This is a genomic window from Streptococcus sp. 22.1, from assembly GCF_016648645.1.
Classification (GTDB): Bacteria; Bacillota; Bacilli; order Lactobacillales; family Streptococcaceae; genus Streptococcus.
The window spans coordinates 1-15,757 of sequence record NZ_JACLQK010000017.1; the positions used below are offsets into that span (position 1 = coordinate 1).

Annotated in this window: 21 protein-coding genes and 1 other RNA gene; 16 read left to right on the forward strand and 6 right to left on the reverse strand. The window is 38.4% G+C overall.

Annotated elements, in window-relative coordinates:
* Positions 1-870, reverse strand: an 870-nt coding sequence (locus tag H7U04_RS08285; RefSeq protein ID WP_201059660.1) for a hypothetical protein, incomplete at its 3' end; no start/stop codon positions are given.
* Between the two features lie 131 nt (positions 871-1,001).
* Between H7U04_RS08285 and H7U04_RS08290 the strand changes: the two genes are divergently transcribed.
* The 7 genes from H7U04_RS08290 to H7U04_RS08320 all read left to right on the forward strand — a co-directional run bounded on the left by H7U04_RS08290 (position 1,002) and on the right by H7U04_RS08320 (position 6,820).
* Complete coding sequence (locus H7U04_RS08290; protein ID WP_201059662.1) at positions 1,002-1,262, forward strand: hypothetical protein; 261 nt, start codon at positions 1,002-1,004, stop codon at positions 1,260-1,262.
* Positions 1,263-1,271: 9 nt separating this feature from the next.
* Positions 1,272-1,472 (forward strand): hypothetical protein, encoded by a 201-nt coding sequence (locus H7U04_RS08295; protein ID WP_201059664.1) that lies wholly within the window; start codon positions 1,272-1,274, stop codon positions 1,470-1,472.
* Positions 1,473-1,629: 157 nt separating this feature from the next.
* Entirely contained in the window at positions 1,630-1,797 is a 168-nt protein-coding gene (locus H7U04_RS08300; RefSeq protein WP_201059666.1) for a hypothetical protein, read from the forward strand.
* A 2-nt stretch (positions 1,798-1,799) separates the two neighbouring features.
* Positions 1,800-4,019 (forward strand): type IV secretory system conjugative DNA transfer family protein, encoded by a 2,220-nt coding sequence (locus tag H7U04_RS08305; RefSeq protein WP_201059669.1) that lies wholly within the window; start codon positions 1,800-1,802, stop codon positions 4,017-4,019.
* Positions 4,020-4,112: 93 nt separating this feature from the next.
* Positions 4,113-4,916, forward strand: a complete 804-nt coding sequence (locus tag H7U04_RS08310) for a replication-relaxation family protein (RefSeq protein WP_201059671.1) — start codon at positions 4,113-4,115, stop codon at positions 4,914-4,916.
* On the forward strand, positions 4,894-5,061 hold the full coding sequence (locus H7U04_RS08315; protein WP_162837456.1) for a hypothetical protein: 168 nt from the start codon (positions 4,894-4,896) through the stop codon (positions 5,059-5,061). Before H7U04_RS08310 ends, H7U04_RS08315 begins: the two co-directional genes overlap by 23 nt.
* A 61-nt stretch (positions 5,062-5,122) precedes the next feature.
* Entirely contained in the window at positions 5,123-6,820 is a 1,698-nt protein-coding gene (locus H7U04_RS08320) for a recombinase family protein (protein ID WP_201059673.1), read from the forward strand.
* A gap of 67 nt (positions 6,821-6,887) precedes the next feature.
* Here H7U04_RS08320 and proC read toward each other — a convergent pair whose 3' ends face one another.
* Together proC and pepA are read right to left on the reverse strand one after the other, a co-directional pair.
* Complete coding sequence (gene proC / locus H7U04_RS08325) at positions 6,888-7,658, reverse strand: pyrroline-5-carboxylate reductase (protein WP_073688780.1); 771 nt, start codon at positions 7,656-7,658, stop codon at positions 6,888-6,890.
* 15 nt (positions 7,659-7,673) lie between these two features.
* Entirely contained in the window at positions 7,674-8,741 is a 1,068-nt protein-coding gene (pepA, locus tag H7U04_RS08330; RefSeq protein ID WP_014632550.1) for a glutamyl aminopeptidase, read from the reverse strand.
* A gap of 99 nt (positions 8,742-8,840) precedes the next feature.
* On the opposite strand from pepA, the gene H7U04_RS08335 reads away from it, so the two are divergent.
* From H7U04_RS08335 to tadA, 7 genes are all read left to right on the forward strand, one after another.
* Positions 8,841-9,125, forward strand: coding sequence for a DUF4651 domain-containing protein (locus H7U04_RS08335; protein WP_002885838.1), 285 nt, complete (start codon positions 8,841-8,843; stop codon positions 9,123-9,125).
* A complete protein-coding gene (locus tag H7U04_RS08340; RefSeq protein ID WP_064523491.1) occupies positions 9,122-9,436 on the forward strand; it encodes a thioredoxin family protein in 315 nt (104 codons plus the stop codon). The genes H7U04_RS08335 and H7U04_RS08340 overlap by 4 nt, the downstream gene beginning before the upstream one ends.
* A gap of 3 nt (positions 9,437-9,439) precedes the next feature.
* On the forward strand, positions 9,440-9,964 hold the full coding sequence (locus H7U04_RS08345) for a hypothetical protein (RefSeq protein WP_064523488.1): 525 nt from the start codon (positions 9,440-9,442) through the stop codon (positions 9,962-9,964).
* Between the two features lie 31 nt (positions 9,965-9,995).
* Positions 9,996-10,619: a YtpR family tRNA-binding protein gene (gene ytpR, locus H7U04_RS08350; protein WP_002885779.1), complete on the forward strand. Its 624-nt coding sequence runs from the start codon at positions 9,996-9,998 to the stop codon at positions 10,617-10,619.
* Positions 10,620-10,883: 264 nt separating this feature from the next.
* Positions 10,884-11,561, forward strand: a complete 678-nt coding sequence (locus H7U04_RS08355) for a CPBP family intramembrane glutamic endopeptidase (protein ID WP_045001371.1) — start codon at positions 10,884-10,886, stop codon at positions 11,559-11,561.
* Positions 11,562-11,990: 429 nt separating this feature from the next.
* Positions 11,991-12,383, forward strand: coding sequence for a single-stranded DNA-binding protein (locus H7U04_RS08360; protein WP_064523486.1), 393 nt, complete (start codon positions 11,991-11,993; stop codon positions 12,381-12,383).
* A 767-nt stretch (positions 12,384-13,150) separates the two neighbouring features.
* Positions 13,151-13,669 (forward strand): tRNA adenosine(34) deaminase TadA, encoded by a 519-nt coding sequence (gene tadA / locus H7U04_RS08365; RefSeq protein WP_048790863.1) that lies wholly within the window; start codon positions 13,151-13,153, stop codon positions 13,667-13,669.
* Positions 13,670-13,755: 86 nt separating this feature from the next.
* On the opposite strand, the gene H7U04_RS08370 is transcribed toward tadA, so the two are convergent.
* From H7U04_RS08370 to H7U04_RS08380, 3 genes are read right to left on the reverse strand one after another with little or no spacing between them, the layout of a single operon-like run.
* Positions 13,756-14,007, reverse strand: coding sequence for a hypothetical protein (locus H7U04_RS08370; RefSeq protein WP_064523483.1), 252 nt, complete (start codon positions 14,005-14,007; stop codon positions 13,756-13,758).
* A 47-nt stretch (positions 14,008-14,054) separates the two neighbouring features.
* The gene (locus H7U04_RS08375) at positions 14,055-14,222 is read right to left on the reverse strand and encodes a class IIb bacteriocin, lactobin A/cerein 7B family (RefSeq protein WP_002885883.1); all 168 of its coding nucleotides are present in this window, start codon (positions 14,220-14,222) and stop codon (positions 14,055-14,057) included.
* Between the two features lie 19 nt (positions 14,223-14,241).
* A complete protein-coding gene (locus H7U04_RS08380) occupies positions 14,242-14,400 on the reverse strand; it encodes a class IIb bacteriocin, lactobin A/cerein 7B family (RefSeq protein WP_002885650.1) in 159 nt (52 codons plus the stop codon).
* 321 nt (positions 14,401-14,721) lie between these two features.
* On the opposite strand from H7U04_RS08380, the gene ffs reads away from it, so the two are divergent.
* Both ffs and H7U04_RS08390 read left to right on the forward strand, forming a co-directional pair.
* An RNA gene (ffs, locus tag H7U04_RS08385) (signal recognition particle sRNA small type) lies at positions 14,722-14,807 on the forward strand.
* Positions 14,808-14,821: 14 nt separating this feature from the next.
* Positions 14,822-15,661, forward strand: a complete 840-nt coding sequence (locus tag H7U04_RS08390) for a methyltransferase domain-containing protein (RefSeq protein WP_073689933.1) — start codon at positions 14,822-14,824, stop codon at positions 15,659-15,661.
* Positions 15,662-15,757: the final 96 nt, after the last annotated feature.

The following is a 15,757-nucleotide window of genomic DNA, read 5'->3' on the forward strand; positions in this document are numbered from 1 at the left end:
ATTAATAGCTTCTTTTGGTAAAAATCTATCCAAAGCTTTATAAAAATCTGCTTCGGATTGGCAAAATCCAGTAATTAAAGTTAATTTTGGGCTGTTCTCAAAGTTTTCTTCAATAAACTGTGTAATTCGTTCGTTGATGGTTTCGTTTTGAATTATTAAACCATTCTGGATAATTGGCATTTTGGAAATAGAATCTTGAATCAAAACTTTTAAAGTGGGTGAAACGAGATTTTTATTATCGTTTAACGCTTCAGGCTTATATAAATCAAAATAAAAAATCTGCTGTTTGCTTTTTAAAGATTCTTCAATAGTTTTTCTATGTGAAAATGACATTAATAGAATCTCATTTTCAAGATACTTAAAAATGTGCTGGTTAATGATTTGCGTTTGTCTTAATTCTTCTGAGTTCTTAGAAGGAATATTTGAAAGATTCACCAAGAAAATCAAAAGAGTTGCTAAGTAAAGTTCAGCTTCTTGGCAATGATTAAGTAATTCTATTTTTTCGCTACCAAACACAACGGTAGCTTTTTTGGTTTGGTTTAAAAGAGTTGATTTGATTTTAAAAACAGCTTGCTTATAATCGAAAGTTTCATCACGGTTTAAATCTTTCAAAATATCAGCTATCCTTTGAGAATGAAAGCCTAAATCGCTAATTGGTAGAGCTTCTCGGTAAAATTCTGGAACTTCTTCATCACCCGTAAAGAGGCGGTTACTGGAAACGCGGTTAATTTCAGGAATGAATGAAATTTTGGGGTTGTTTTCACCCACTAATCTATTCAAAATACTGTTGACGAAATCTTCTTGGTTTCGTTTTTTCTTTTCAGATTTTTGCAAAATATAACAAAACCATCCTAATCTAAATTCTGTCACATGATTTCTCCTTGAGATTTCTGAGATTTTTTACCTGATGAATGAGATAAAAATATTCGCTACACTATAACCATAAACAAAGTCGACAATGTTTATAACGTAAATTATATCAAAATCAAAGGAGAAATCTCATGAATCATATTCAAAAATCGACCCCAAAAGCAGAACTTTCTCAACTTGTTAGCCCCTACCAGTTAGAAGTAGCTAAAACACTAAGTGAAGCTATGGCAGATAATCAAGCCTTAGAGCTTCTAGCTAATGATATTTTGCATAAAGTGGGCAATTTAGCACTTACTCAGTCTGAAATACTCAAAAATACTCCAGAAGCTAAAGACTATACAGATTATATTCTTAAAGCATTTACTTATTATGCTACTGAAAAGATGAAATGAGGTAGCTTTATGATGAATTACTTTATAGCTTTTATAATTATCGTTGTTGCTATATTTATTTGGGATTGGTTCGAAAAACCAAAACAAGCAAATAAAAAGCACTGTAGCGAAGAAGAAATCGCTCTGGCAGAATTTATGGAAAAACAGCAAGAAATCAATCAACTTTTCTTGGTCGCTAAAGCAGAAATGCGAAAAATTTCAAGAAAATAAAAGGATTGTTTAGCCTAGACAAATAGTCAAAACATGTTGAAATATACTACTGTTTCACTGCCTAAAATTCATTCTAATCGCTTTAAAAACTGAAGGCAGCGAAATTTAACTTTTTATCAATTTTCTTGTATAAATAGAGGCAGAAAGGAGACTAGCCATGAAAAAACTAATGGCATATATTCTTGGATTTGTTGCTTGTGCTTGGCTTATTAACTGGGCGGTGAAACTAATTCTGGAAGTTTGGTGGTTCTTGGTTTTGATAATAGCGGTTGTTTTTATTGGCTGGTTCGCCTTTCGGATTATTAAATCTAAAGATTGGAGGTAGAAATGAAAAGAAAATTCGATTCACTATCTTGGAGCGAGTGGAATTGGCAACGTCCTTTTTCTGAAGAAGACGTCAAAAGTTTACTTGGTCAGTTGGTTGGTCTAACTCGACGTAAAAGTATTATTTTTGAAGTTCGCATGACTAAAAACCGTGTGCAGTATCTTCTAGGGACGGAAGAACAAGATAAACGTCATATTCATCAGCTGATTCAATCGCACCGAGCTATTCAGTTTTCAAGAGCTCCAAAACGCGAAAAACTTTCGGTTGCACGGTTAGTGAACATCAAAGAATCTCACTATGCTTTAAAAACGGACTCTGTAGAAAACATGATACGTTCAAGCCTTGCAATTTCAAAAATACTTCAGCCAGATGAAACAGTAGTTGTTCAGTTGGTCATTGGTGCAGGCTCACCACCTCGGCCGCAGCCAAAAGATTTGCCGAATTTATCCGTTAAATGGTATCAAGTGATTACAAATAATATTCCTGAACTTTCCGAAAGTTCCAAAAAGCTGATGAAACAAAAATTAAACCAATCTACTTTTAAGTGTGAAATTCGTCTTGGTGTCCAATCTCGCAGTATTTTGCGAACAAAGGAATTTTTTAATAGTTTGTTAAGTAGTTTTCGCATGATGGAATCAAATGCAACCATTGAATTAAAACCATTAGCTATCCAAAAACTAAATCAAGCACAACCTTCTTGGGCTTATCCCTATAGCTTGGGAATTTCAGACCTTGCTTGTTTTCTACTTCTACCAATTGGTGAAGAAAATATTGCAGGCGTGCCAAATGTTCACCCTAAATTAGTGACTCCGCCTTTGGGCTACAATATTAATCGGAAGATTCAGCGAAGTCTGGCGCAAACGGTTGAAAGTCAACCAAGACCAATTCAAATTTCAGCACAAGCTGGCAAAAAGCACACCGTTTTTCTCGGTTCAACAGGTTGTGGTAAGACTACCACTATGAGTCATTTGATTTTATCAGATATAAAATCTAAACATCATAGTGTAGTTGTGGTAGATGCCAAAGGTCAACTTACTCATGAACTTTTAGAGCGCACACCAACTGAACACGATGAAGATACAGTAGTCATTTCACCAACCACCAAACGAGTTGTTGGCATCAATCCTTTTGAACTCACCAAATATGGTATTGAACCCGAAGTTATCGCAGATTATCTACTGGAGCTATTTAAAGGGCTTTATCCTGAACATTTTGGAATTTACTCGCTGGACATTTTGTCACACAGTTTTCTAACGCTTGCTAGAATTCCAAATACCTCTTTAGTGATGTTACCAAGTTTGCTCACTAATAAGTCCTTTCGAAATAAACTATTAAGAGAGTTAAAAGACCCAATTGGACTGGAGAGCTTCTGGAACTGGTTTGAGCTACTCAGTGAAGCCCAACGTCACCAGATATTAAACCCCATTTTGAATAAATTCCGACAGTTTTTGCTTCGTCCGCAACTTCGGGCAATGTTGGGACAAACTAATCCAAATTTCAGTCTTGCAGAAATCTTCAAAAGCCGAAAAATCGTATTGATTCCACTAAATAAATCGGTAATCGGTTCAGAATCTGCGAAACTCATTGGTAGCCTCATCACTTCATTGCTCTGGATGTTAATTTTGCGCCAGTCGTCAGTTGAGCCAAGCAAACGCCAATCGGTCTTTATCTATATTGATGAAACACCAAGTTTCCTAGGAATCCCCAATTCTAACTTAGATGAAGCACTTTCACAATCTCGCCAATTTAATGTTGGCTGGAATATCGGCTTCCAGCATCTTGCACAGATGTCACCTCAGTTAAAAGCTGGTATTGAATCTAATGTTGCGAATAAAATTGTTTTTGGCTTAAATCTTGATGAAGCTCGCGAAATGGCAAAATATACTCTGGAGATTGATAAGGAAGATTTTTACAGCTTACCACCATTTTGGGCATATATTCGTACTGAAATTTCACAAAATACTTATTGTTGGATTATTGGTAAAGCCTACCCACCTAAACCAAAAATTAGAGATAGTCGTGTACCATTTTTGAATAGCTTGAGCCGATACGGACAAGATATTTCAGAAATTGAAAGCCAATTCGAAAACTATATTTTTGAAAAATCTACTTCGAAAAATGAAAATTCTAACCCAAAATTAACAGATTTAGGGCGCAGAAAGCGTTCCAATCGCTCTTCGAATCGTGTTGATGAAGAAAAATCTTCCACCTCTGATAAATAAAGGTTTTCAGGATTTTTACTCACACGACTTACTCCGTAACTAAGCACATTTTACAGGAGCACACCCTTTAAATTTTAATGGAGAACAAAACAGATGAAATGGAATTACAAAATAGATAACAACACGCAAATTCTTTACTTTTTGAGTCAAGCAAGATTTGCGACCACTAACCAATTAGCCAGACTCTTTTTCGCGGATAGCGATCGATTTGAGACTACTATTCGCCGCACTAATTTTGCACTGCAAAGCCTGAAGAAAGCTGGATTGATTTCACACTTGAAACGGCGAGTTGGTGGCGCACGCCGTGGCTCTGCTTCTTATGTTTGGCAAATTACTTTTCAAGGACTAAAATTTCTTAAAAACCAAGATAAAACAGTTGTTTTGCGTTATAAAAATAAATACGAGCCAACCCAACATCATGTTGAACATACTTTAGCGATTACGGAAATTTTTGTTGAGACACTGGAGACCGTTCGAAATTCAGATAAACTGTCATTTGAAACCTTTTCGTTTGAACCAAATTCATGGCGAAGCTATCAGAAACTCTCTGGTATTGGAATGACTTTGAAACCAGACGCTTATTTGGAACTGATTAATCACGATTATGAAGACCATTATTTTCTGGAAATAGACCGAAGCACGGAAAGTCTTGTACGTATCCTAAATACTTGTAAGAAATATATTGAATATTATCGGTCAGGTATTGAACAACGCCAAAAGGAAGTTTTTCCCTATGTTTTGTGGGTTGTGCCGGATGACAAGCGAAAGCTGGCAATTTCGAAAGTGATCCAAAAAGAACTCTACAATTTTTGGGAATTATTCACTGTGATTACTTTAGACGAATATTCAGATTATATCAAAGGAGGGGTTTCGAATGAATCAGAAGAATCAAGATAGAGATTCAAAACAGGCTTTACACACCGCCGATGAAATTTGTCGAATTGGTCGAACGACTTACTTAATCCGTCACCGTTTTACTGGAAATCGCAATCTTGAAAATGTCCTAGAAAGGTTGATTTTAAGCGATAAATCACTACTTTAACAGTAGTAAAAATGGTATAATAGAGGTATAAGGTGTGTGAACTCCAAAAGGAGAAAAACACATGAACAGAACTTTGACAATTTCAGATTATAGACAGGTAGATACTTCAAAACTTTCAGATATTACGGTAGTTTATTGTCGCTTAAGTCAAGACGATGGTCTGGACGGAGATAGTAACTCAATTACCAATCAGAAGAAAATTCTGCTTGATGTAGTTACAAGAGAAAATCTATCTAATCCTATTTTGTTTGTCGATGATGGTTTCAGTGGAACAAACTTCGACCGTCCAGCTATTTCGGAAGCACTTAGACTAGTGGAAAATCGACAAGTTTCAAACTTTATCGTTAAGGATTTGAGCCGTTTAGGACGTTCTTATATCAAGGTTGGTCAACTAACGGAAATCACCTTTCCTAGTTTTGATGTCCGCTTTATCGCCTTTAATGATGGAGTAGATTCGAATAGGCCTAATGAGAGCAACTCCATTTTCTTACCAATTAAGAGTTTAATGGACGAAATGTATGCGGCGGATACCAGCAAGAAGATTCGGGCAGTGGTGCAATCTAAAGCGAGAGCTGGCGAACGTGTTACAGTAAATCCACCTTATGGCTACCTCAAAACCCCAAACAACCCTAAAAATTGGATTGTTGACCCAGTTGCCAGTGAAGTCGTGAAGCGGATTTTTCAGGAAGCGAAAAGTGGAAAAAGTCTCTCAGAGATTTCGAAAGGGTTAGAAAATGACAAAATTTTTAAACCAGACCGTCACCGAATAGAAATTGGTTTGAAACCTATTTCCTCCAGTCCAAATGTGGAGACTCTACCGTATTTTTGGACACGAGAAACCTTAAGCGCTATCTTAGGGCGTGAAGAATATCTGGGGCATACGGTCAATCTTCGAACACGGACAAAATCTTATAAAGACAAACGTAAAGTAGATAACCCAAAAGAAGATTGGCTGATTTTCAAAAATACTCATGAAGCAATTATCGACCAAGAAACTTTTGATATTGTTCGAAAAATGCGAAATCATAAGCGGTCTAATCAACGGTATAAAAATCGGATTGATCACGAGAATTTGTTTGCGGGATTGGTTTTTTGTGGAACTTGCGGAAGGAAACACTATTTCTGCCCATTTCAAAGTAAAACAGGACTCAATCACGACCACTACAAGTGTTCTGGATATCGCAAGCCGATTGATGGTTGCGAAAATCCACACTACATTCAAAAGTCCGCCTTGATTGAGATTGTGAGTGGTAAGCTCCGCCAAACTATTCAGGAAATCCACTTCGACCAAGAAGCCTTTTTGAAAAAGTTAGAACAGCAAAGCCAAGCTCAATTCAGCAAAAACAATAAACGCCAGCGCCAGCAACTTCAAAAGGATGAACACCGCTCTAAAGAGATTGACAGCATCATTCAGAAGCTTTATGAAGACAATCTACTTGGTAAAATTTCAGATGAACGCTTTATGAAACTAAGTCAGAGCTATGAAGAAGAACAGAAACAACTTCAAACTTCCATTTCTGATTTAACTGAAAAACTCGCCAAACAACAAGAAGATAGCTTGAATATCTCCAAGTTTATGGCGAGAATTTCAAAATATACAGAGCTTCCAAAATTAACCGTTGAAATAGTGAATGAACTGATTGACAAGATTGTTATTCAGAAACCAACTGGCACGAAACGCAACCGCATTATTCAGATTGACATTTATTATAATTTCATCGGGAAGCTAAACAACGAAAAAAGCGAGCCAAACAACTAGGCTCGCTAATATTAACCCATTTAACTAAACTGCTATATGTCAGGTCAGCTTCTTCCGAGCTTTTTTCTTATAGTTTTTTGGCTTTAGCAATGGTTGTATCAATACTTGAAACTACACTATGGGTGAGGCCTGTACGCTCAAGGTCCATGAGACCGGCGATAGTAGTCCCACCAGGGCTACAGACCTTGTCAATAAGGTCATGTGGACTGTCGCTACCAAGACTGAGATTTTCAGCAGTAGCTAGAACCGTCTGTGTGGCAATGGTCAGAGCGACCTGCTTACTTAGGCCGTTTTTGACACCAGCCTTGGCTAGAGCCTCGATAAAGAGGGCGATGTAGGCAGGGCTAGAACCTGCTAAGGCAGTAAAGGTATCAAAGTCCTTCTCAGCCAATTCAACAGTGGTTCCAAAACTGTCTGTGATTTCCTTGGCAACTGCCAAAAGGTCCTCGGATACCTTATCATTAGTGCAAAGACCAGTAGTGCTTTTGAGAATTTGAGCATTAAGGTTCGGCATGATACGAATAAGAGGAAGGTCTGGACTGGTGAGGGAAGCGAGGCGTTCTAAGGTCACTCCAGCAGCCATACTTATGATAGGTTGATGGAAATTGAGATCGGCTAGTACCTTATCAAACATTTGAGGTTTGATACCAAGGATGACCAGGTCAGCATTATCCAACAATTCCTGATGGGAAGCAGCCGCTTCAACCTCTAGTTCCTCTGCAATCTGGCGTGAACGAGCCAAGGAAGACCCTGAAATAATGATACGATGTGAGCTTTTATTTAGGCCGTTGATAATGGCTGTAGCCATCTTTCCGACACCGATAAAACCTATAATCATGGGTTACTCCTTGTCTTAGTAGTTTTTAATTAAATCTACTGTTGAGCGATCCAACTTCTTAACAATAGCTTGTAAGAAGGCCTGTGCTTCTAGGAAGTCATCCATCGCATAAAGGGTTTGGTGCGAGTGAATGTAGCGGGCACAAACACCGATAGTTGTTGATGGAACACCAGCATTCTGCAAGTGAGCGGCACCAGCATCTGTTCCGCCCGCAGCACAGTAGTATTGGTATTTGATACCCGCTTCTTCAGCTGTAGTCAAAAGGAAATCTTTCATATTTGGCAACATGATGTGACCTGGATCGAAGAAACGAATAAGGGTACCATCGCCTACCTTACCTTGATTACCATAGATATCCCCTGCAGGAGAACAGTCCACTGCAAAGAAAACTTCAGGATCAAATTTAGTGGTAGAGACATGGGCACCACGTAAACCAACTTCTTCTTGAACATTGGCACCAGCAATTAGAGTATTGTTGAGTTCTTGATTCTTAACGTTTTCCAAGAGTTCACGAATCATGAGAACACCATAACGGTTATCCCAAGCTTTAGAAATGACATTCTTTTGATTGGCTGTGAGAATTGTTTCTGATTCAGGAATGATGACATCACCTGGGAAAACACCGTAGGCATTTGCTTCTTCTTGGTTGGCAAAACCAGCATCAAAGACGATATCAGAAACACTAGGAAGACTTGAAGCTCCGCCACTAGCACGTAAGAAATGAGGTGGAACTGAACCCGAGATGACAGGATAGACACGACCGTCACGAGTGTGTAGGGTGAAGCGTTGTGAGCTGACAACCAGTGGGTTCCAACCACCAAGTTCGACGACACGGAAAGTCCCGTCTGCTTTGATTTCCTTAATCATAAACCCAACTTCATCCATGTGGGCAGCCACAAGCACCTTAGGGGCATTTTCTGCTTGGCTATGCTTGATACCGAAAATACCACCGAGACCATCTGTTTGGACCTCATCTACAAGTGGGGTGATGTTTTTGCGAAGGTAGTCGCGTACAGGAGCTTCAAAGCCTGAAGTAGCACTGAGCTCGGTTACTTCTTTAATTTTGTCAAATAGGGTAGTCATAAAATCCTCCTTGAGTAGTACTTGCTACTATTTTAGCACGATTCTCAAGAGATAGGTAGCCTCTCCCCATTCGTCTAAAATTATGGTAAAATGTTTCTTATGAAACGTAAAACATTGGCCTTGTTTGCTGGAGGCGTAGGAGCTTTAGGTCTCTTGGCAATGGCAGAGAAGTATAGACAGTCACGTGCAGAAATGAAGAAGGCTGCATTAATCCAAGATATTAGACAAGAATTATCTCACTTGGGGACTATCGCAGTTCTTTATACAAATCCCACTGATAAGGAAAATCCAGGACTTACAGGAGGTATCGTCTTAGAGGATGGACGTTCCTATAGCTTTGTTTATGCAGAGGATATCTTGACCTATGAGGAGGAGCAGGCATGATTATTCCTAAGAATCTTGAAGAATTGGCAAGCTATGTTGAAAGTGATCAAAAGGTGGTTTTCTTTTTCACTGCTGATTGGTGTCCAGACTGCCAGTTCATCTATCCAGTTATGCCTGAAATTGAAGCCCTCCATCCAGATATGACCTTTGTGCGTGTTAACCGTGATGATTATATGGCTTTGGCACAAACTTGGAATATCTTTGGTATTCCAAGTTTTGTCGTGACTCAGAAAGGTCAGGAATTGGGACGCTTGGTCAATAAAGCTCGTAAAACCAAAGAAGAAATCAATGTCTTTTTGTCGGAGATTTAAAAGATGAAAATCAATCACTTTCCTAATATCTCTCTTGATATTTCAGAAACCAAAGAAAAGTATCTGACAGAAAAAAATGAGAGGATCATCGAAGAATTATGCCAAGTTTTAGTAGAGCATTCCAAAATTGAAAGTGATATCTTCCTAAAACACCAAGAAATAAACACCTACAAAAAGGAAAATAATCTTCCTACACATCAAACTATTCCTAGAGAAATGGAGTTATTTGATGAATTTAAAGAGAAGTTGACTCCTTTAGCTCAAAAACACTTGACTGATAACTGTTATAAAAGAGGTTTTTCAGCTTCTTTTGGTTCTCCAGGCACCTATGATTTTGTGTTAGAGCCTTGTCGAGTTAAGTTTATTATGAAGAGTAAGGCTAAGATGTTTCTCGAATTTTCTTATGGGAATGACTTTTGGTACCATAAACAATTTATCGTAAAATTAACAGAGAGTGACTGGAAAATTGACAAGATTAGTTATCGCTATGGTAGTAATGACGATTCTTGGCATGTCAGTCGATTTTAAAATCTATAAAAGAACTATTGAAGGAGAACCCATGATTTTTGCATACAATAAGGAACAAGTTGGTGACGTTTTGTTGGTTATCTTGGAAGATACTAAGGACATCAAACGTAGCGTAGAACGTAAAGGTAAAGTGGCGCGTGTCACAGCTGATGAAACAGGCAAGACTCTTGCTTGGAATATTTTTGAAGCGTCAAGCCTCATTGATATTGAAGGTAACGGTCAAGTTTTCTTGTCAGACCAAGATGTAGCTGTTTTGAACGAGGAATTGGCTAAAGAGGGCTTTGAAGAGCGTTTGGAAAATACACAAGGTCCAGTCTTTGTGGTTGGACAAATTGATGAAATGGTTGCACATCCAGACAGTGACCACCTTAACATCTGCCAAGTGAACATCGGTGATAAGAAGGTCCAAATCGTTGCAGGAGCACCAAACGCAGCCCTTGGTCTTAAAACTATCGTAGCTCTTCCTGGTGCTATGATGCCTAGCGGTGCCCTTATCTTCCCAGGAAAACTTCGTGGTGAAGATAGTTATGGTATGATGTGTGCCCCACGTGAGTTGGCACTTCCAAATGCCCCACAAAAACGTGGTATTATTGAACTTGATGATTCAGCAGTAGTCGGTGAGGCTTTTGATCCAGCTAAACACTGGAAAGGGTAAATAAGACAAGAAGCGGTAAGTAAGCCGCTTTTTTTCAGGAGAGCTCGTCTTGGCAAATGGTTCAAAATTTTCGAGAACCTCTTTATGCTTACCAAGTTCATCATCAAAATATAATAGTATTGCTCTCAATCTCTATTATTTGCCAAAACAACTTTATCCGAGCAATTATCTAAAAAATGTGGCTTCAAGTTTATTAATCAAGTTGTATTTTATTTATCTGTCAGACTCAGATTTGGTGATGATTATAAAAGAAAGGAAAGTTCAATGGCTTACAACAAACATAAGGGAGTCCTTGTTTTTATGATTCTCTATACAGTCCTCTTTGTTTTTGACGGTATACGAGTATTTGATGCTCCCTTACCTTCTTCTTTAACGACCTATTTAGTTTATACCATCATGTTTTTGTATGGTTGCTTCTTATTTAAGTCTGAATTGCTCAAAAAGTGGGAAGAGGTCAGAAGTTCTAAAAGAAAATTTTTCTTGGGGGTTTTAAAAGGCTGGCTCTTACTTGTCCTGGTGACCATTTTCTTTGGACTACTATCGGCAATATTGAGGCAGGTTTTGGGACTAAGTGAACAAGGACTAAACGAGGCTAATATACAAAGTACCTTTAAAGAACAACCACTACTGATAGCAGTTTTCGCCTGTATCATTGGACCTTTGGTGGAAGAACTCTTTTTCCGTCAAATTTTATTGCATTGTTTACAGAGACATTTGCCAAGCTGGCTAAGCATTTGTGTGGTAGGATTTGTTTTCGCCTTGACCCATATGCACAGTTTGTCTTTATCAGAGTGGGTCAGTGCAGTTGGTTACTTAGGTGGCGGAGTAACCCTTTCAATTATTTATGTGAATGAAAAGGGAAATATTTACTATCCCTTGATGGTTCATGTGCTAGGAAATATTTTATCTTTTATAGTATTGGTCATTGGTAGTATGCAATAAGTGAATTCCAAACTATTTCAGCTTACAAAGAAAAAGGCAAAGGACTCTCGTCTCTCTTCTATCAATAAAACAACTTCAAAACGGAGTGTTAAAATTATTTTAAGTGGTAACTCTGGGTCAGCAGAGGATGATTTGAGTAAGTAAACTAATGACAAGTTTGTATGGCGATAACTGTTCTTTGAATCGACAGCTCATACCAAGCTTCCTACTTCCTTTGCTAGTAGCTCAGCTCATCTTCAGATGTCTAATATTTAGTGACAAGTACATTTATTGCAGAACTCATCCTGCTTTTCACCCGAATAGATTTTACTTTTTTCTATTTAATTGAAGTCAATAATGTGATATATATATCTTATTTTTATTCTTGCTTTTTCAAAATCTGTCACTTTTTTTACTTCTACTTACGAATAGATAGGTGGAGGTAAAAAAATGTATAACAAAGTTATTTTAATTGGACGTTTGACGGCGACTCCTGAAATGGTAAAAACTGCTAGTGATAGGTCTTTTACACGTGTCACAGTTGCGGTTAATCGTCGCTATAAGACGCAAAATGGTGAGCGTGAGGCTGACTTTATTACAGTGGTTGTCTGGGGGCGTTTGGCTGAGACCTTAGCATCTTATGCTAGCAAGGGGAGTTTAATTTCTCTTGATGGGGAGCTTCGTACCCGTAGGTACGATAAGGATGGTCAAACCCATTACGTTACTGAAGTGCTTTGTTCCTCTTTCCAACTTCTGGAGAGTCGTGCTCAGCGTGCTGTGAGGGAAAATAATCCTGATAATGACTTGGCTGACCTCGTCTTGGAAGAAGAGCTTCCCTTCTAGTTTATCCTTTGACTAGCTATCTAGGTCTCCCATCTTTGAAGAACCTCTCTAAAAAATCATTATCTTGTTCCATACCTTGTTTTGAAGAATTGTTGGAGATAAAATATTAAACACTTGTTAGACTAATAAACAGTAAAATTAGATAAGACTTAGGATGATAGGTGTTTAATAGTGTAGATAGACTAGAAAAAATAGTTTATGAAGCCCTAAAAGGTTGATATATCAACCTTTTAAATGTTAAGCAAAATATTCAAAAGAATGCATACAATTAACAGTTGTTTCTAATCTATATCATTGTTTTATTACCGATTTTTAAATTAAATGATAGAGGTTTCATGATAAACTATAGATGGGTAAGGAAAAAGCTATAAAAGTTACTTTTATAGTAGGCATTATTTGTTTGGAAGGAAAGTGTGAAATATCACAACTATAACGCTATCCTTGCAATTGTTTGAGACAGTTGCATTTTTGTTTATCGTTGTGAGGCCCTAGGCCTGTATAATGATTTCACAGACAATTGACTATGACACTCCGACTGACATATGAATTAGGATGTTAAGCGGTCGTTGACTTTTCGTCTAGCCTTGGGGGAACACATTGGTGTGATTCCTAAGACTCACCAGACTAATGTGTTTGAAGCTAGGATGATTCGTCTTAGCTTTTTTGTGTCCTTTAAAATGGAGGTCTTCGGTATTTCTTTTCTTATGCTATAATAGAAGGACTAAGTGAGATATTGTCTCGCAAATCTTGGAACGGGAGTGACACTAATGCTTGACTTTACCCAAGAAGAGAAAGACTTTTTTATGTCTGAAGCTCTTAAGGAGGCCGAAAAATCTCTAGTTAAAGCAGAGATTCCAATTGGCTGTGTCATCGTTAAAGATGGCGAAGTCATAGGTCGTGGGCACAATGCACGTGAGGAGCTCAATCAAGCTATCATGCATGCGGAGGTCATGGCTATTCAGGAGGCTAATAGGACTGTGGGCAATTGGCGTTTGTTAGATTGTACCCTCTTTGTAACCATCGAACCCTGTGTCATGTGTAGTGGGGCAATTGGCTTGGCTCGTATTCCTAAAGTGATCTATGGAGCAAGCAATCAAAAGTTTGGTGGTGCGGGTAGCCTTTACGATATCCTAAGAGATGAGCGTCTCAACCATCGCGTAGAAGTAGAGACTGGTGTCATGGAGGAAGAGTGTGCTAAGATTATGCAAGACTTTTTCCGTCAGAGTCGTGAACGCAAAAAAGAAGCCAAACGATTGGCTAAATTGGAAACAAGGCAAGATATGTAAACAAAAGTGCAAGTCCAAAGGGACTTGCACTTTTTAATGGAAGAAGAGTATTTTTGTTTTCCTGAAGGCAGTTTAGGTCACTCTTTCTATGATTTTTTTTCTTTTTCTCTTGTTAAAAGAAAAATAGGCATAAAGAGGATTAGAGTACCAAAAGCGGACTTCAAATTAGTATCAATAATTGGTGTTCCTAATCGTACATGAAAGATAAGGTTGATTAGGAGTATCAAAAGTAGGCTACCGATAATTCCAGCTAAAGCTATTTTTACGAGTAAATAGTTATTCATTTTAGGTGATTGATTAGCAGTAGTATCATTTGTTTGATTTTTTGTATGTTTCATGAGTTATCATCCTCAAAATCTTTGAGATGTCAGGTGAGTTCTGTTAGTTAGTGGGTGAGGTTATAGAAAGACTTACCTGCAGCATAGCTAAGGTCATAAGTCAGTTTTGCAGCAGCAATGCCAACAGAAATAGCGGCCCAAGGAACCACTCCACCTGATACAGCTTCAAGTTCTTGAGTAGTCATGTTTTTACGATTGTTAATGGTCTTAGTCATTGTTCATATGTCCTTTCTTTTATCGCGCAGAGTCCATGTAGCCATTGTAGGCTCCAAGGCATACCATAGTTCCAATAGGTCCTGAAGCTAGGCAGAGCCCTCCAATGGCAAGGTTAGTCTTCCATCCGCCTCCTGTTACTGAGGCTAGGTCAGCTGCCTTCATTTCTTTATTAATCATTGTCATTCTCCTTTTTTTATTTTTGGTGAGTTTTTAAATCTCATACCCTCTCACCACGAGTTAAGAGATGTGTTAAACATGACTTCTCCTTTCAATAGAGTCAGCCATGTCACTAGCTTTTGGTGCTTTCCTCAAGCTATGGATTTATTATAAGGTGTCGAGAAATAAAAAAGTAGTGACATAAATGTCACCATGGTAAGTCTTATGTTTTATCGAAGTTTAGACTGACCGAAGGAAATAATAGGGACTGATAGGAAATAGGTCTAGCTAGTCTTATCGTAAGTTCTCTACTTGCAATCACTTCGATTTATGGTATAATATTTTTCGGAGCAACATCTGTGCGTGAAGCGGGTCAGGGGAGGAATCCAGCAGCCCTAAGCGATTTCAGGTGTGTGCTCTTTTTTTGTGTCGAGGAGGATTTATGGCCAAATTTAGTGTTTTTAAAGATCAAGAGAGCCTTTTTGCTTGTCCAATCTGTCAGGTGCCAATGCATTTGGATTTGTCTAGCTTGGTTTGTCAGAATAGGCATACCTTTAATATAGCTAAGCAGGGCTTTGTCAATTTTTTAAGACAGACTAAGGGAGATAAGCACTATGATATGGCTTCTTTTGAAAAGAGGAGTCAGATTCTTGCAGCAGGTTATTACGATCCTATCCTGGAGGTGATTTCAGAGCGCTTGCGTGACCTTCCTGGACACTCGCACGTGTTAGATGTTGCCTGTGGTGAAGGCTATTATAGCCGTCAGTTGGCTCAAGAGTTTGACAAGGATTTCATGGCCTTTGACTTGTCTAAGGATTCTATCCTTCTTGCGGCTCGTCAAAATCCTCAGAAAAATGTAGCTTGGTTTGTTGGTGATTTGGCTCAATTGCCCTTACGTGAACACAGTATCGATGTCATTTTAGATATCTTTTCACCAGCTAATTATCAAGAATTTGGAAGACTTTTGTCTGATCAGGGCTTGATTTTCAAGGTTATTCCTCACGAAGATCATCTTAAAGAGTTTCGTCAACTGTTACCGGAGGCGCAGGCTTATTCTAACCAGGATGTTCTGGAACATTTTCAAGAGTCTTGTGAGCTTTTGGAGCGTGTGCCGATTGCTAAGACTTGGTCTATGCCATCAGAGCATGTTCAAACATTTGCTGAGATGACACCTCTTTTCTTCCATGCCAATAAGGATACTTTGGACTTGACTTCAGTGACGCAATTAACCGTTGCGGGAGAGCTGCTGATTGGTCGTATTAGAGATGATAAGCAATCCTAACAGTCGTTGGGATTTTTTTGATGGGAAAATATCTCAGTTAGCTTGTTTGGTCTTCCTAAAAGGTGTATGATGGGACCAATAAGTAAGAAAGTTTCA

Bases quoted from the DNA above. Each gene is read 5' to 3' on its own strand.
- H7U04_RS08295 (WP_201059664.1), top strand. From the start codon at position 1,272: ATGATGAATTACTTTATAGCTTTTATAATTATCGTTGTTGCTATATTT.
- H7U04_RS08360 (WP_064523486.1), top strand. From the start codon at position 11,991: ATGTATAACAAAGTTATTTTAATTGGACGTTTGACGGCGACTCCTGAA.
- H7U04_RS08290 (WP_201059662.1), top strand. From the start codon at position 1,002: ATGAATCATATTCAAAAATCGACCCCAAAAGCAGAACTTTCTCAACTT.
- H7U04_RS08370 (WP_064523483.1), bottom strand. From the start codon at position 14,007: ATGAAACATACAAAAAATCAAACAAATGATACTACTGCTAATCAATCA.
- proC (WP_073688780.1), bottom strand. From the start codon at position 7,658: ATGATTATAGGTTTTATCGGTGTCGGAAAGATGGCTACAGCCATTATC.
- ytpR (WP_002885779.1), top strand. From the start codon at position 9,996: ATGATTTTTGCATACAATAAGGAACAAGTTGGTGACGTTTTGTTGGTT.
- H7U04_RS08305 (WP_201059669.1), top strand. From the start codon at position 1,800: ATGAAAAGAAAATTCGATTCACTATCTTGGAGCGAGTGGAATTGGCAA.
- H7U04_RS08355 (WP_045001371.1), top strand. From the start codon at position 10,884: ATGGCTTACAACAAACATAAGGGAGTCCTTGTTTTTATGATTCTCTAT.
- H7U04_RS08315 (WP_162837456.1), top strand. From the start codon at position 4,894: ATGAATCAGAAGAATCAAGATAGAGATTCAAAACAGGCTTTACACACC.
- H7U04_RS08320 (WP_201059673.1), top strand. From the start codon at position 5,123: ATGAACAGAACTTTGACAATTTCAGATTATAGACAGGTAGATACTTCA.
- H7U04_RS08335 (WP_002885838.1), top strand. From the start codon at position 8,841: ATGAAACGTAAAACATTGGCCTTGTTTGCTGGAGGCGTAGGAGCTTTA.
- H7U04_RS08310 (WP_201059671.1), top strand. From the start codon at position 4,113: ATGAAATGGAATTACAAAATAGATAACAACACGCAAATTCTTTACTTT.
- H7U04_RS08390 (WP_073689933.1), top strand. From the start codon at position 14,822: ATGGCCAAATTTAGTGTTTTTAAAGATCAAGAGAGCCTTTTTGCTTGT.
- pepA (WP_014632550.1), bottom strand. From the start codon at position 8,741: ATGACTACCCTATTTGACAAAATTAAAGAAGTAACCGAGCTCAGTGCT.
- tadA (WP_048790863.1), top strand. From the start codon at position 13,151: ATGCTTGACTTTACCCAAGAAGAGAAAGACTTTTTTATGTCTGAAGCT.
- H7U04_RS08345 (WP_064523488.1), top strand. From the start codon at position 9,440: ATGAAAATCAATCACTTTCCTAATATCTCTCTTGATATTTCAGAAACC.
- H7U04_RS08340 (WP_064523491.1), top strand. From the start codon at position 9,122: ATGATTATTCCTAAGAATCTTGAAGAATTGGCAAGCTATGTTGAAAGT.
- H7U04_RS08300 (WP_201059666.1), top strand. From the start codon at position 1,630: ATGAAAAAACTAATGGCATATATTCTTGGATTTGTTGCTTGTGCTTGG.
- H7U04_RS08380 (WP_002885650.1), bottom strand. From the start codon at position 14,400: ATGATTAATAAAGAAATGAAGGCAGCTGACCTAGCCTCAGTAACAGGA.
- H7U04_RS08375 (WP_002885883.1), bottom strand. From the start codon at position 14,222: ATGACTAAGACCATTAACAATCGTAAAAACATGACTACTCAAGAACTT.